Origin of the sequence: Pseudomonas sp. GM24, from assembly GCF_000282235.1 — a bacterium.
Lineage (GTDB): Bacteria > Pseudomonadota > Gammaproteobacteria > Pseudomonadales > Pseudomonadaceae > Aquipseudomonas.
This window is the reverse complement of record NZ_AKJR01000046.1, coordinates 1-14,757: the sequence shown is the minus strand read 5'-3', so window position 1 is coordinate 14,757 and position 14,757 is coordinate 1. Positions and strand designations below refer to the sequence as shown.

Below are 14,757 nucleotides of genomic sequence, written 5' to 3'. Positions count from 1 at the left end.
GCAGCTCCTACATGGGAACGCGGACACCTGTAGGAGCTGCCGTAGGCTGCGATCTTTTGCTCTTAAAGGGGGAATCCACAGCCATGAGCAAAACCGTCGCCATCGTCGTGTTCGCCGGAGTGCAGTCACTGGATGTCAGCGGCCCGATGGATGTGTTCGCCGAGGCCAATTGCTTCCTGGCGGCCGAGGATCACTATCGGCTCGAAGTGATCGGCGTCGAACACGGCCCGATGGCCTGCTCCAACGGTTTGAACCTGAATGCCCACCGGCATTTCAGCGAAGCACTCGACGCCTACGATCTGCTGCTGGTCGCCGGTGGGCCACAATTGCCGTTCATGGATTTTGGCGCGACGTTCGACGGTTGGCTGCGTGAGGCCTGTGCACGGGCGCAGCGTTTTGGTTCGATCTGCAACGGCGCGTTCACGCTCGCGCGCGCGGGGTTGCTGGAGGGGCGCACCGTGACTACGCACTGGAATGACGCCGAGGCGTTGGCGCAGTTGTGTCCGACGACGCAGGTCGAGGCTGATCGCTTGTATGTCGAGGACGGCACGCTCTATACCTCGGCCGGGGTCACGGCGGGGATTGATCTGTCGCTCTACCTGCTGGCGCGTGATCACGGTGCTGAAGTGGCGCTGAGCGTGGCTAAACGGCTGGTGGTGTTCACCCAGCGGTCTGGTGGCCAGTCGCAGTTCAGCCCGTTCCTCACGCCGCATGCAGAGCCGACGTCGGCGGTGGCGATGGTGCAGTTGTATGTGTTGGCCAATCTCACGGGTGATCTGACGATCGCCGATCTGGCCAATGCGGCGAACATGAGTGCGCGTAACTTTTCTCGGGTGTTTGCTCGTGAGGCGAAGGTGACGCCGGCGGAGTTCGTCGAGCGGGCGCGGGTGGATGCGGCGCGGGTGATGCTGGAAAGCACGGCGGCGCCGTTGAAGACTGTGGCGTATCAGTGCGGGTTTCGCGATGCGCAGCATATGCGTGGGGTGTTTAACCGCCGGCTGGGGGTTACGCCGCAGCAGTTTCGGCTGAATTTTGCGGTGCTGCTCTGAAGCCTTTTGGTGGCTTTCAGGGCCTCATCGCTGGCAAGCCAGCTCCCACAGGTTTCTCTGGTGTTCACATGATTTGTGATCGACACAAAACCCTGTGGGAGCTGGCTTGCCAGCGATGAGGCCAGTCCAATCTGCGCAAAACTACTGCGCAGCCCGCGCAGGCAACAGCTTCAACGTACTGCGCGTATTCGCCGTCACCTCTTCGTCATTGAAATGCGCCTGCACATACATCCCGTCGACATACGCCTCAGCCTGATCGTCATAGTGACTGTCGAACGGCACACCGCTCTGCCCAACCGGGTTAATCGTTAACCCATGCGCCGGATCGGCAAAATCCACCAAGCGCCGCGTCGACGGCCCATACGTCACCGGCCATGGCGCCGGGCCGATCCTCGCCGACAGGTTGTTCGGCACTTCATGACTGCCCGGCGCCGCAAACGGCCCAACGTTGAATATTCGCTCCAGCGGCTTCTGCTGTCCCAACGGATGGCCGTGAGTCAGCGTGTGCGCAGCGCCCCATTTCCACTCGGCAGAGTTATCGCCCAGGGTCAGCTTCAAGTGCTGCATGCTCGCCTGCCACGCCGCGCGGACGATATCGGCGCGGGTCTCCTTGTTCGGCGTGCTGCGGTTGTCCCACCACGGTGAATTGGCATTCGCCGCCAGTTTCGGCAGCGCCGCATCGATCACCCGCGTCGACAGCAATGTCTCGAAGAAGTCATTGCCCAACTCATCACGCATCGCCGCATCGGCAAGGTCATACAAGAACTGGTTGAACAGCGTTGCACTGACCGAATCCAGCGGATAGTCGCCTGGCCACTGCGCCAGTTGCTCGACCAGTTTCAGTTGCGCCGGATCGCTGACCACCTCACGCAGCACCGGCAGCAACGGCGCGAGCAAGCGCGGGCCGTAACCGGTAGTGGTGCCCAGTTGCAGCTTCTGATTGGCCTCGTTGGTCCACTTCACGCTCTTGTCGCTGAGCTGCCGGTTCAGTTGCTGACCGCGATCGGCGAGGTTGTAGTAACCGGGAATCTCCATTCCCGTCGGCGACACGGGCTGGAAGTTGGCCGAGACGATGTAGCCGCGCGCCGGGTTTTCTTCCTGCGGGTTGGCGCTGAACGGGTAGAAACCGTCCTTGTCGGCCTGATTGCTGCTGCCGTCGAGCATGAATTCCGGCCGCACCCCGGCCGGGCGCTTGGGCAGCAATGCCGAAGCCCACCAGGCGATGTCGCCCTTGGCGTTGGCGTAAACCAGGTTCAGCCCCGGCGCCTGGACTTTTGCGGCAGCGGCGCGGGCCTTGGCCAGGGTGTCGGCGCGATTGAGCTGGTAGAAGCCTTCGAGGATCGGGTTCGGTGTTTCGAGAAAGGCCCACCACATCGCAATCGGCGTTTTGCCGGCAGCGGTGCCGAGCGCATCGTTGACGATAGGGCCGTGGGGCGATTGGCGCAGGGTCAGGGTCACCGGCGACTGCCCCTTCACGTTGATCTGCTGTTGCGTGACGACCATGTCGGTCCACTGGCCGCGATACCAGACCTGATTCGGATTATCCGGGTTGACCTTCTCGGCGATCAGATCGAGATCGTCGTTCTGGAACATGGTCAGGCTCCAGCCGAAATCGAGGTTGTGACCGAGAAACGCAAACGGCACCAGCGCCTGATGATGGCCGTACAACTCGAAGCCGGGCGCCGACAATTGCGCTTCGTACCACACCGACGGCACCGAGAAACGAATGTGCGGATCACCCGCCAGCAATGGCTTGCCGCTCTGGCTGCGGCTGCCCGCGATGACCCAAGCATTACTTCCTTCGAACTGCGGCAGACCGTTGTCGATCAACGCCTGTTCGCTGAGGCGGGCGAGGGCGTTGAGGTCCTTCCAGTCGCCAGCGGCGAGGGCCGGCGCAGGCTTGGCGTGACCGTTGACCAGCACGCCTTTGGGCTGCCAGTCGAGGTCGAAAACGTTGAGGTAATCGGCGCCGAGCTGATCGCGCACGTAGGTCAGCAGCGGTTCGGTGCGAAACGCCGCGGCAAAGCTATAGGCCATGTAGCCGGCGACGCTGATGCTGTCTTCGGCGGTGAACGGCCGTTTGGGGATGCCCAGCACGTCAAACTCGATCGGTGCAGCGTGGCTGTCCTGATATTGATTGATGCCATCCAGATAGGCTTGCAGGCCCTTCCACGCCGGTGACTGTTTATCGAGACTGGCGACGTAACTGGCGGCGCGCTCACGAATGCGCAGGCTGCGGAACAGTTTGTCGGTGTCGAGCAGTTTCGGCCCGAGCACTTCGGCCAGTTCGCCCCGGGCGAGGCGGCGCATGGCTTCCATCTGGAACAGGCGATCCTGGGCATGCACATAACCGAGGGCGCGATAGAGGTCGGTTTCGTTCTCGGCGCGAATGTGCGGCACGCCGCGTTCGTCGTAGCGCACGGTCACCGAACCCTGCAGGTTGCGCAGCTCGACCTGACCCTGGCGCGTCGGTTGTTTGCTGTAGACATACCCGCCGACGCCGACAAGCAGAACAACGATGAGCAGGGCAAGTACGGTGAACACGCGCTTCATGGTGACTCCTTGTGCAGGCGGGATGCCGCCCGTCGGGCTGCAAACAATTAGCACAGACCTTCAGTGCCGTGCAGCGCTGTCCTTGAAAAGTCCGGAATGCCTTACTGCGTCTCCACCGGCCACGGGCAGTAACACCCGACCGCCAGGGTGTGCGTGGCATTGACCGGGCGATCTTCCGTCAGGGCATTCAAAATCGGTTCGATAAAGCTGTTGCTGGAATTGCAGGTGAGGCCTTCGCTGTACGGACCGAAGTAGGCCAGTTTGCCGCTGCGGTCCCAGATCGCCACGGCCGGACTGGCTGGAACCTGTTCGGAGCCGGGCAATATCGTGATGGTTTTCAGGCTGCTGAGGGTTGCCGGCAACTGACCGTGGCTGCCAGCCTTCTGCACAGCGAAGAACTCCACGCCTTTGGCGCCAAACTGCTCGACCATCTCGGTCAGGTGCTGTTGATTGCCGACGTTGCACGGGCAGGCCGGGTCCCAGAAGTGCACCAGGCGAATCTTGCCAGGGCCGGCGAGGTTGTCCGGCAGGCGCAGCGGATCACCGGAAAATACCGCCGTGTGTTCGCTGAACGCTCGCAGATAACGCCCTTGAAACCAGTCATACGCCGCCCACAGCACCCCGGCGCAAATCATCGCGAGCAGGCTGGCAAACAGTGCGGTGCGGTAGGGCGAACGCATGGTTTTCGATCCTCGAAAGGTCGGCTAGCTTGCCATGTCTGTCACTACAGATGAATATCGCAGGCCGATAAAGTCTGTTTACCGCTTTGGAATTGCCTTATGTCTGCCACTTTCGACCCCGATCAAATCCGCGCCAGCCTCAAGCCTTTGGCCGAGTGGCAGCCGTTGTCGGACGAGGCGAAGGCGTACCAGCAGTTTTATCAAACCGATTTTCCCCATCGCGATGTCTGGCGTGGCATGGGCCGTTTCGAAGTCGATGGTTATGAAGTGGTCAGCCATTGCTGGTGGCCGGAGAAGGTCAAGGCGACGCTGTTTCTGCTGCACGGCTACTACGATCACACCGGGCTGTATCGGCATGTGATCGAGTGGGCGCTGGATCAGGACTTCGCGGTGATCGCCTGCGATTTGCCGGGGCATGGTCTGTCGAGCGGGCCGCGCGCGAGCATTCGCGATTTCTCCGAGTATCAGGACGTCCTGCAAGCGTTGTTCGCCGAGGCGCAGTCGATCGCCCTGCCGCAGCCGTGGCATTTGTGCGGGCAGAGCACTGGCGGGGCGATTGTGGTCGATCACCTGCTCAACCATGCTGAAAACAGCCCGGCGCAGGGCCAGGTGATTTTGATGGCGCCGCTGGTGCGGCCACGGGCGTGGGGCTGGTCGCAGCTGAGTTATTACCTGCTCAGGCCTTTCGTCAGGGGTGTCGCGCGACGCTTCAGCGAGAATTCCAACGACCCGGATTTCCTGCCGTTTCTGCAGGCCGATCCGCTGCAGCCACGACGCTTGCCGACGAAATGGGTGGGGGCGTTATCGCGCTGGATCATTCGCGTCGAGCACGCGAAGAAGAGTCCGCGGCGGCCACTGATCATTCAGGGGCAGGCAGACATGACCGTCGACTGGCAGCACAATCTACAGGTGTTGAAATGGAAGTTTGATCGGCCGCAGATCTTGTTGTTAGCCGAGGCGCGGCATCATCTGGCGAATGAGACGGCGGAGATGCGGGAGGAGTATTTCGAGTTTCTCAGCAAGCGCATCAGAGGCCGGAATCTCTAGTGAAGCTGAAGGCCCCATCGCTGGCAAGTCAGGCGCTGAAGCTCATTGCCCGACCGCCAACCCTGCGCGAATCGCCGCCAGCGCCGCCTGATAGTAGGCCTTGCCTTCAGTCGACTCGGCAAACGTCGCAAACTCTTCCAGCTCTTCATCCGACAAATCGCGATAGACGTAGAGCAACGTGTTGTTCATGTCCGCGCCAATCTGATCCATCAAACGCTGGCGCTGACCGTTGAGCATACCTTGCGCCTGACCACCACCGAGCAGCCCCGGAATCATCGAACTCAAGCTGTCCGCCGCCACACCAGCAATCGCCAAGCTCACTTCGGCGCCAGCTTCACGGGCCGGCAAGGCTTGCGCGAGGTGGCCGATGATCAGCAGACGGCTGTCGCTGGCCTGCATCTTTGGCAGACCCTTGGCATTTTTCGCCAATTGATCGCGCCGGGTCGCCAGCAATTCGGCTGCGACGATTTTCTTGCCCAGCGGTGATTGAAAGAAGGTCAGCGCCGGTTTCGGGTCGGCAAGCTTCTGCCGCAGTTGCGCTTCGGCGCGTTGATCGACGGCCTGCGGCGCGAAGCGCTGGTTGCTGTTGTTCACCAGCGCTTGAAAAACCGCCGGCGGCAGGCTGTTCTGATAGCGCTGCTGTGCGGCCGTCAGGGCGTCATTGAAATGCGCACGTTGATCTGGCCAGCCGGCGACCTTGTACAACTGATCGTGGCCGTCCGCCCAGGCGGGCAAAACGCAGAACATCAACAGTGAAAAAAGCAAACGGCGCATAGGGACTCCTGTCAGCAGCGGACTATTCTCCGTGCGGTGCCGGTACTTGTCGAGAATTCGTAGCAAGCCGCCGCGTGGCTCTGTCGGATTTGTTGCCGCCGACATACTATGCGCGCCATGCAAATATCCTCTGAACACCCACTGCTGTTACGCATTGTCGATGACCTGGCCGAACACGGCTGGTCGCAGCAGAACATATTCCTGCCCGCCGGTTTGACCCGCGAGCTGGCGGCCGAGTGCCGCAAACGTGAAGCCGAGGGTGAACTGGCGCCGGCGGCGGTGGGGCGTGGGCCGTTTTCGGAGATCCGCGAGGGGATTCGTGGTGACCACATTCAGTGGATCGATCCCGGTCAGGCCGAGGCCAGCGACCGCTATCTGAACTTGATGGAAAGCCTGCGTGAGGCGCTCAACCGTGGCCTGTTTCTCGGTCTTGAGGATTTTGAGTGCCATTTCGCCTTGTATCCGCCCGGCGCTTTTTATCGCCGGCATGTCGACCGTTTTCGCGACGATGACAAGCGCATGGTGTCGGTGGTGGTCTACCTCAATGACGCGTGGCTGCCGGAGGATGGCGGTCAGTTGCGCATGTACCTGAATGATGAGCGCGTGCATGACGTGCAGCCCACGGGCGGTTGTCTGGTGGTGTTTCTCTCCGGTGAAGTGCCGCACGAAGTATTGCCGGCCAACCGCGAGCGCCTGTCGCTGACCGGCTGGTTCCGCCGCCGTGGCAACGAGCCGTTCTGAAATGGACAAGATTCTGGTCAGCCGCTGCCTGCTGGGTCATCGCGTGCGTTACGACGGCGGTGCCAGCGGGCCGTTTGATCTACTGGAGCAGTGGATTGCCGAAGGGCGGGTGGTGCCGTTGTGTCCGGAGGTTGCGGGTGGTTTGCCAACGCCACGGGCGGCGGCGGAGATCCCGGGCGGGCAGGGCGGTGAAGTGCTCGATGGTGTCGCGGCGGTGATCACCACTGAGGGCGAAAATGTCAGTGCGCAGTTTCTCGATGGTGCGCGGCAGGCACTGGAACTGGTGCAGAAATATGGCATCCGCGTGGCGGTGCTTAAGGCCAACAGTCCTTCTTGCGGGAATCTGCTGACGTATGACGGGACGTTCAGCGGGGTCAAAATCTCTGGTGAGGGCGTGACGGCCGCGTTGCTCAAGCGCCATGGTGTGCAGGTTTTCAGTGAACTTGAATTGCCTGAGGCGGCGGTGGCCCTGGCGGCTTTGGGCTGATCCGGAATCGTTGCCCTCACCCCAGCCCTCTCCCGGAGGGAGAGGGGGCCGACCGAGGTGTCTGACGTCTTGCATCGACCTGGAAGACCTTATCGACTATGGATTCGACACAGCCATGACCGATCGATTATGGAATCGACAAAGCCATGACCAGTCGATTTCGGATTCGGTATAGCCATCCCAGGTCGGCGTATCTCTAAAGCAACCCCAAATCAGTCCCCTCTCCCTACGGGCGGTCCGACGTTTCGGGAGGGTTAGGGTGAGGGGGCTTCTAAGGTTTCAGCCACTTCTCGGTCAGCGCTGCCAAACGTCCATCCGCCTTGATCCGCTGCATCGCGCTCGCAAGGCTGGCCTGAAACGCCGGATTACCCTTCTGAAACGGAATCGCCAATTCCACCGGCTCTGCCACTTTCGGCTTCTCTTCCGTCAACGCCTGCACCAGCACCATCGGCCGTGGCTGCTCGTCTTTTTTCGCCAGCAACTGCGAATCGACCTTGCCGTAAGACTCGCTGAAGTCGAAACGATCCTTGAGTTCGGATGTCAGTGCTATGTGGTTGAGCGCAACGTCGTACTTGCCGCTTTCAACGCCCTGGAGCAGGTCTGCCTCATCCGTGACGATGAAGTCAGCGCGTACATCCAGCTCCCGGGCCAGCAGTTGCCCAAGCTCGACCTCGAACCCCGTGAGTGTGTCGCCTTCCTTGTAATTGAACGGCGGTGTATTAGCCTCAAGGGCTATGCGCAGCTCGCCACGGTCGTTGACGTCATCAATCAGTTCGGCGTGAGCCAAAGGGCTCAAAAGGGGTAGCAGGCAGATCAGGCCAGGCAGAAAACGCATGGTCACTCCTTTGAAATCATTATCGCGACGCTCTGATTCAGGCTCGCTTTGCTATGGTTGTCGAGTGCCTTCGACAACGAATGGTCATGAAGTTGTCATGACCGTGCGGATTTTACGGAAAAACTGGAGAAGAAAATGAAAAGCTTTATGTCACGTGCAGCGTTGGCGGGTGTGCTGATGGGTGTTTCGGTGCTGGCCAGTGCGGCGACACCGGCACCAAAAGGCGCCGAAGTGTTCATCGTTTCTCCCGAGGACGGGGCCACGGTTTCGCAGACCTTTACCGTCAAATTCGGTACCAAGGGCGTCGCCCTGGCGCCGGCCGGTGACGTCACCAAAAACACCGGTCACCATCACCTGCTGATCGACGCCAAGGAAATCGTTCCTGCCGGTTCGGTCGTCCCTACCGATGCCAACCATATGCACTTCGGCAAGGCGCAGACCCAGGCTGACATCAAGCTCGCCCCGGGCAAACACACCTTGCAGCTGGAACTTGGCGACAGCGGTCACATGGCGTTCGACCCGCCAATCGTCTCGAAAAAAATCACCGTCAACGTCGAATAACCTTTTCGCCGTGCATGAAAAAGGGAGCCCGAAGGCTCCCTTTTTTGTCGCTCAACGCTAAATCAGAACAACACACGGCTGCGGATAGTGCCGTTGATGTGCTGCAGCTTCTCTTGCGCCAGGTCCGAGTACTCGGCGTCGACGTCGATCACCACGTAGCCAACCTTCTCGTTGGTCTGCAGGAACTGACCGGAGATGTTGATGCCGTTTTCGGCGAAGACCTTGTTGATCTCGCTCATCACACCCGGGATGTTCTCGTGGATGTGCAGCAGGCGGTGCTTGCCAGGGTGAGCCGGCAGGGCAACTTCCGGGAAGTTCACCGACGAAACGGAGGTACCGTTGTCGCTGTACTTGACCAGTTTTTCTGCCACTTCCAGACCGATGTTGGCTTGCGCTTCGGCGGTCGAACCACCGATGTGCGGAGTCAGGATCACGTTGTCGAGGCCACGCAGCGGGCTTTCGAACTCTTCGTCGTTGGAGCGTGGCTCCACCGGGAACACGTCGATGGCCGCGCCGATCAGGTGCTTGTCCTTGATCGCGTCCGCCAGGGCGTCCAGCTCGACCACGGTACCGCGCGCCGCGTTGATCAGGATGCCGCCCTTTTTGATGGCGCGGATTTCCTTCTCGCCGATCATCCACTGGGTCGCAGCGGTTTCCGGAACGTGCAGGGTGACGATGTCGGACATGCCCAGCAGCTCGGTCAGGCTACCGATCTGAGTAGCGTTGCCCAGTGGCAGCTTGGTCACGGTGTCGTAGAAGTACACCTGCATGCCCAGGCCTTCAGCCAGAACCGACAGCTGCGTACCGATCGAGCCGTAGCCGACGATACCGAGTTTCTTGCCACGGATCTCGAAGGAGTTGGCTGCGGATTTGATCCAGCCGCCACGGTGGCAGGAAGCGTTTTTCTCCGGGATGCCGCGCAGCAGCAGGATCGCTTCGGCCAGCACCAGTTCCGCTACGGAGCGGGTGTTGGAGTACGGCGCGTTGAACACGGCAATACCGCGCTCACGGGCAGCACACAGGTCAACCTGGTTGGTGCCGATGCAGAAACAGCCGACCGCTACCAGCTTCTTCGCGTGATCGAAGATCTCTTCGGTCAGTTGGGTGCGCGAACGAATGCCGATGAAGTGAGCGTCAGCGATCTTTTCCTTGAGCTGGGCTTCCGGCAAGGAACCTGTCAGGTATTCGATGCTGGTGTAGCCCGCCGCCTTGAGGACGTCGACAGCCGATTGGTGGACGCCTTCGAGAAGAAGGAACTTGATCTTGCTCTTATCGAGAGAAGTCTTGCTCATCTGCGTAAACCTGTATCCCGGAGAAAAATGGCAGGAAATGGTCAACAGACGCTGACCCGGACGACAAGAATGTCGTCTCCGCGGATCTGGCCTTGGGCGCTGTCCTGCGGGGTCGATATGCTAGCATAGCCTCCCCGCTAAACACTCATTCCTGCGACGTGAAGCGTTCTCAGGATGACCATGAATTGTTCGAGAGTTCTGTCGATGACCAATCCTGCCCTGATTGATGAACTGAAGACCCTGGTCGAGCCTGGCAAGGTCCTGACCGACGCCGACTCCCTGAATGCGTACGGCAAGGATTGGACCAAGCACTTCGCCCCGGCGCCAAGTGCCATCGTGTTTCCCAAGACCATTGAGCAGGTGCAGGCGGTGGTCCGTTGGGCCAACTCGCACAAGGTCGCACTGGTGCCATCGGGCGGGCGCACCGGGCTTTCCGCCGCTGCCGTGGCGGCGAATGGCGAAGTGGTCGTGTCGTTCGACTACATGAATCAGATTCTCGACGTGAACCTCACCGACCGCACCGCCGTTTGTCAGCCGGGCGTGGTCACCGAGCATTTGCAGAACGTCGCCGAAGAGAAAGGCTTGTACTACCCGGTCGATTTCGCTTCGGCAGGTTCCAGCCAGATTGGCGGCAATATCGGCACCAATGCCGGCGGGATCAAGGTGATTCGCTACGGCATGACCCGCAACTGGGTCGCCGGCATGAAGGTGGTCACCGGCAAGGGTGATGTGCTGGAACTGAACAAAGACCTGATCAAGAACGCCACCGGCTACGACTTGCGTCAGCTGTTTATCGGTGCTGAAGGCACCCTCGGTTTTGTCGTCGAAGCGACCATGCGCCTCGATCGTGCGCCGAAAAACCTCACCGCGATGGTCCTCGGCACCGCTGATTTCGACTCGATCATGCCGGTGCTGCACGCCTTCCAGGGCAAGCTTGACCTGACCGCGTTCGAATTCTTCTCCGACAAGGCTCTGGCCAAAGTCATGGGCCGTGGTGACGTGCCGGCACCTTTCGAAACCGATTGCCCGTTCTACGCACTGCTGGAATTCGAAGCGACCACCGAAGAAGTGGCCAACAGTGCACTGGAAACCTTCGAGCATTGCGTCGAGCAGGGCTGGGTGCTGGACGGCGTGATGAGCCAGAGCGAAACGCAGTTGCAGAACTTGTGGAAACTGCGCGAATACATCTCCGAAACCATCTCGCACTGGACGCCGTACAAGAACGACATCTCGGTCACCGTGTCGAAAGTGCCGGCATTTCTCAAGGAAATCGACGCGATCGTCGGCGAACACTATCCGGACTTCGAAATCGTCTGGTTCGGCCACATCGGCGACGGCAACCTGCACTTGAACATTCTCAAGCCGGATAACCTGAGCAAGGACGAGTTCTTCGCCAAGTGCGCGACCGTCAACAAGTGGGTGTTCGAAACCGTCGAGAAGTACAACGGTTCGATTTCCGCTGAACATGGCGTGGGCATGACCAAGCGCGATTACTTGACCTACAGCCGTTCCCCGGTCGAGATCGAGTACATGAAAGCGGTAAAAGCGGTGTTCGACCCGAACGGCATCATGAACCCGGGCAAGATTTTTGCGGTTTGATCGGCAATCTTTGATGAATCAATGAAGGCAGGAGTCGGTAAATGAGCTATCAGCACCAGTACGTCGACGGCACGCGCATCCACTTCCCGATCGGGAAAGTCGTGTGCATTGGCCGTAATTACGCCGAACACGCCAAGGAACTGGACAACCCGGTGCCTACCGAGCCGTTACTGTTCATCAAACCAGGCAGTTGCGTGGTCGAGCTGGAAGGCGGTTTCGCCATTCCGACCGAGCGCGGTTCGGTGCACTACGAAGCGGAAATCGCCGTGTTGATCGGCAAGCCGTTGTCGACCAAACCGAGCCGTGAAGAAGTGCTCGACGCCATTTCCGGTTTCGCCCCGGCGCTGGACCTGACCCTGCGCGATAAGCAGGCCGAGCTGAAAGCCAAGGGCCTGCCGTGGGAAATCGCCAAGTCGTTCGACGGCGCGGCGGTGCTTGCGCCGTTCGTGGTCGGCAGCACCTTTGCTGATCTGACCGACATCGGCATTCGTCTGACCATCAACGGCGAAGTCCGCCAGGACGGCAACAGCAGTGCGATGCTCAATCCGATCGTGCCGATGATCCAGCACATGGCCGGCTGCTTCTCGCTGCAGGCCGGTGATGTGATCCTCACCGGTACGCCGGTGGGTGTTGGCCCGCTGAACGTGGGCGACGACATCGTCCTCGAGCTGGTCGGCGCGAGCAGCTTCACCAGCAGCGTGCGCTGATTTAACGCGGTCCCCTTGCAGGAGTGAGCCTGCTCGCGATAGCGGTCTGTCAGTCAACGATTGTTTCGACTGACCTGACGCCATCGCGAGCAGGCTCACTCCTACAGGGTTTTGTGATCTCTCCCACAATGGCGCAGGGCAATCCCGCCATTTGCCGTTTTTTTCACATCCTGTACGGATAATTCCTCTCATTCTGGCGTCTGAGCCGGCCTCTTTGTGCTATTACCCATAGCCTGAATTTTCGGAACGCGTCCATCGATGTCATCTCAAACTCAGCTCAAACCCACCCGCCGCTCACGTTTCTCCCTGCGCTGGTATGTCTGGCTCTTGCTGGTGGTTGCCGCCGCTTATGCCTTGGCGTTTGCCATGCATTGGGATGATCGCGGGGTGCTCTGGCTGCAGGAAAGCTTCGAAAGCCAGGCCGAGCAGAAGGAAAGCATCTGGCTGCCGGACTATCGAGTGGTGATAGATGCCAAGCCGCTCAAGGGGATGGAGAAGGACGAGGCTTCGGATCTGGCATACAACCCGCAGACCAAAACGCTTTTCTCGGTGATGGGCAAGAACCCGTTTCTCGCCGAGCTGACCTTGCAAGGTGATGTGCTGCGCAAGATGCCGCTGGTGGGCTGGAGCAATCCGGAAGGCCTGACGATGATGGAAAACGGCCTGATGGCCATCGTCGATGAGCGCCAGCACCTGCTGTCGATCGTCAAAGTCGACGGCGACACCCACGAATTGAACATCGCCGACTTCCCGAAATACGATCTCGGCCCGTCGAAAGACCAGAACAAAGCCTTCGAAGCTATTACCTGGGATGCGCACAACCAGCAATTGCTGTTGGGCGAGGAGCGGCCACCGGCGCTGTTTACCTGGAAAAGCGATGGCAGCCAGATCCTCAAGGGTGAAAAGCAGAAACTTGCCAGTGATGAACTGGATATTCGCAACCTCTCGGCCTTGGCGATTGACCCGCGCACCCAGCACACCCTGGTGCTGTCCGCCGACTCACATCTGCTGCTGGAACTGGACGAGAAGGGCGAACAGGTCAGCTTCATGACCCTGCTTGGCGGCTTCAACGGTCTGAAAAACACCATCCCCCGCGCCGAAGGCGTGACCATGGACGAGGCGGGCACGCTGTACATGGTCAGCGAGCCGAACCTGTTCTATCGCTTCGAAAAACAGAAATAGCAGCCCTTACCGATTCCAATGTAGGAGCTGCCGAAGGTTCGGGCCGCGTTCGGACGATCTTTTGACTGTGGGACGCAGAGCGTCCCCGGCTGCGTTCCCACGCAGAGCGTGGGAACGATCAGATCGCAGCCTGCGGCAGCTCCTACAGGGGTTGGCTTGTGGTTTGAGGCAAGTGGCCATTAAGCTTCAGTTCAGACGGGCGTGATATTTCATCCGCCTGTTTTGATCCCGAGCTCATCCGAATGCGTCGACTTGCCCGCCCCAAGCCTCTGATTATTTTCCTGTCGGTGATTGCCCTGATCGCGTTGATTGCGATCGGCCAATACATGCGCCTGTTCGAGCGCGCCTGGTTCAATCTGCACACGTTGTGGCAACCGCTGAGCAGTGAATCCATTGCGTTGGACCAGTATCGAGTCGAGATTGAAGCGCGGGTGATTGACGGGCTGGACGACGATGTCTCGGCGCTGACCTTCGATCCGGTGCGCAAAAGCCTGTTCACCGTGACCAACAAGAATTCCGAACTGGTCGAACTGTCGCTCGAAGGCAAGATCCTGCGGCGCATTGCCCTGATTGGTTTTGGTGATCCCGAAGCCGTCGAGTACATCAGCGCCGACACCTACGTGATCACTGATGAGCGTCAGCAGCGGCTGATCAAGATACACCTGGAAGCAGACACCACATTCCTCGACGCGGCGGACGCCGAGCAGATGACCCTCGGCGTGCATATGGCCAGCAACAAAGGTTTTGAAGGCCTGGCGTATGACTCGGTAGGCAAGCGCCTGTTTGTCGCGAAAGAGCGTAACCCGATGCTGATCTACGAAGTGCACGGCTTTCCGCATTTCAATCCGGAGAAGTCCTACGCGGTGCATGTGATCAACGATCCCAAGCGTGACGCCGGGATGTTTGTGCGCGATCTGTCGAGTTTGCAGTACGACGAGCGCAGCGGGCATTTGCTGGCACTGTCGGATGAGTCGCGGCTGATTCTGGAGCTGGATGTCGGCGGGCGGCCGTTGAGCACGATGTCCATCAGTGGCGGGCGGCAGGGTTTGAAGAAAACCGTACCGCAGGCGGAAGGCATTGCGATGGATGATGACGGGACGTTGTATCTGGTGAGTGAGCCGAATCTGTTTTACGTCTTCAAAAAACCAACACCGAACTAACCAACACCACAGAACCATTGTAGGAGTGAGCCTGCTCGCGATAGCGCTGTGTCAGTCGACATTTATCTCAACTGACACACCGCTATCGCG

General features: G+C 59.8%; 14 protein-coding genes. 9 read left to right on the top strand and 5 right to left on the bottom strand.

From position 1 onward, the window contains the following. Window positions 1-83 precede the first annotated feature (83 nt). Window positions 84-1,049 (top strand): GlxA family transcriptional regulator, encoded by a 966-nt coding sequence (locus PMI23_RS07425; protein WP_007913863.1) that lies wholly within the window; start codon window positions 84-86, stop codon window positions 1,047-1,049. Between the two features lie 141 nt (window positions 1,050-1,190). Here the strand turns inward: PMI23_RS07425 and PMI23_RS07420 are convergent, their stop codons facing one another. Both PMI23_RS07420 and PMI23_RS07415 read right to left on the bottom strand, forming a co-directional pair. After that, a complete protein-coding gene (locus tag PMI23_RS07420; protein ID WP_007913864.1) occupies window positions 1,191-3,602 on the bottom strand; it encodes a penicillin acylase family protein in 2,412 nt (803 codons plus the stop codon). Window positions 3,603-3,703: 101 nt separating this feature from the next. Further along, on the bottom strand, window positions 3,704-4,282 hold the full coding sequence (locus PMI23_RS07415; RefSeq protein WP_007913865.1) for a DUF6436 domain-containing protein: 579 nt from the start codon (window positions 4,280-4,282) through the stop codon (window positions 3,704-3,706). A 99-nt stretch (window positions 4,283-4,381) separates the two neighbouring features. Between PMI23_RS07415 and PMI23_RS07410 the strand changes: the two genes are divergently transcribed. Further along, window positions 4,382-5,329, top strand: a complete 948-nt coding sequence (locus PMI23_RS07410) for an alpha/beta hydrolase (RefSeq protein WP_007913866.1) — start codon at window positions 4,382-4,384, stop codon at window positions 5,327-5,329. A 42-nt stretch (window positions 5,330-5,371) separates the two neighbouring features. Here PMI23_RS07410 and PMI23_RS07405 read toward each other — a convergent pair whose 3' ends face one another. Further along, window positions 5,372-6,103 (bottom strand): DUF2059 domain-containing protein, encoded by a 732-nt coding sequence (locus tag PMI23_RS07405; RefSeq protein WP_007913867.1) that lies wholly within the window; start codon window positions 6,101-6,103, stop codon window positions 5,372-5,374. A 108-nt stretch (window positions 6,104-6,211) separates the two neighbouring features. Between PMI23_RS07405 and PMI23_RS07400 the strand changes: the two genes are divergently transcribed. Together PMI23_RS07400 and PMI23_RS07395 are read left to right on the top strand one after the other, a co-directional pair. Further along, entirely contained in the window at window positions 6,212-6,844 is a 633-nt protein-coding gene (locus PMI23_RS07400; RefSeq protein WP_007913869.1) for a 2OG-Fe(II) oxygenase, read from the top strand. 1 nt (window position 6,845) lies between these two features. Further along, entirely contained in the window at window positions 6,846-7,331 is a 486-nt protein-coding gene (locus tag PMI23_RS07395) for a DUF523 domain-containing protein (RefSeq protein ID WP_007913870.1), read from the top strand. A gap of 271 nt (window positions 7,332-7,602) precedes the next feature. Here the strand turns inward: PMI23_RS07395 and PMI23_RS07390 are convergent, their stop codons facing one another. Further along, the gene (locus tag PMI23_RS07390) at window positions 7,603-8,166 is read right to left on the bottom strand and encodes a transporter substrate-binding domain-containing protein (protein ID WP_007913873.1); all 564 of its coding nucleotides are present in this window, start codon (window positions 8,164-8,166) and stop codon (window positions 7,603-7,605) included. A 135-nt stretch (window positions 8,167-8,301) separates the two neighbouring features. Between PMI23_RS07390 and PMI23_RS07385 the strand changes: the two genes are divergently transcribed. Further along, window positions 8,302-8,727, top strand: coding sequence for a DUF4399 domain-containing protein (locus tag PMI23_RS07385; RefSeq protein ID WP_007913875.1), 426 nt, complete (start codon window positions 8,302-8,304; stop codon window positions 8,725-8,727). A gap of 62 nt (window positions 8,728-8,789) precedes the next feature. Here the strand turns inward: PMI23_RS07385 and serA are convergent, their stop codons facing one another. Beyond that, window positions 8,790-10,019 (bottom strand): phosphoglycerate dehydrogenase, encoded by a 1,230-nt coding sequence (gene serA / locus PMI23_RS07380; protein ID WP_007913877.1) that lies wholly within the window; start codon window positions 10,017-10,019, stop codon window positions 8,790-8,792. A gap of 204 nt (window positions 10,020-10,223) precedes the next feature. On the opposite strand from serA, the gene PMI23_RS07375 reads away from it, so the two are divergent. The 4 genes from PMI23_RS07375 to PMI23_RS07360 all read left to right on the top strand — a co-directional run bounded on the left by PMI23_RS07375 (window position 10,224) and on the right by PMI23_RS07360 (window position 14,667). Further along, window positions 10,224-11,618: an FAD-binding oxidoreductase gene (locus PMI23_RS07375; protein ID WP_042704915.1), complete on the top strand. Its 1,395-nt coding sequence runs from the start codon at window positions 10,224-10,226 to the stop codon at window positions 11,616-11,618. 41 nt (window positions 11,619-11,659) lie between these two features. After that, on the top strand, window positions 11,660-12,325 hold the full coding sequence (locus PMI23_RS07370; protein WP_007913879.1) for a fumarylacetoacetate hydrolase family protein: 666 nt from the start codon (window positions 11,660-11,662) through the stop codon (window positions 12,323-12,325). A 258-nt stretch (window positions 12,326-12,583) separates the two neighbouring features. Then, window positions 12,584-13,507, top strand: coding sequence for an SdiA-regulated domain-containing protein (locus PMI23_RS07365; protein WP_007913881.1), 924 nt, complete (start codon window positions 12,584-12,586; stop codon window positions 13,505-13,507). A gap of 242 nt (window positions 13,508-13,749) precedes the next feature. Further along, window positions 13,750-14,667, top strand: coding sequence for an SdiA-regulated domain-containing protein (locus PMI23_RS07360; RefSeq protein WP_007913883.1), 918 nt, complete (start codon window positions 13,750-13,752; stop codon window positions 14,665-14,667). Window positions 14,668-14,757 lie beyond the last annotated feature (90 nt).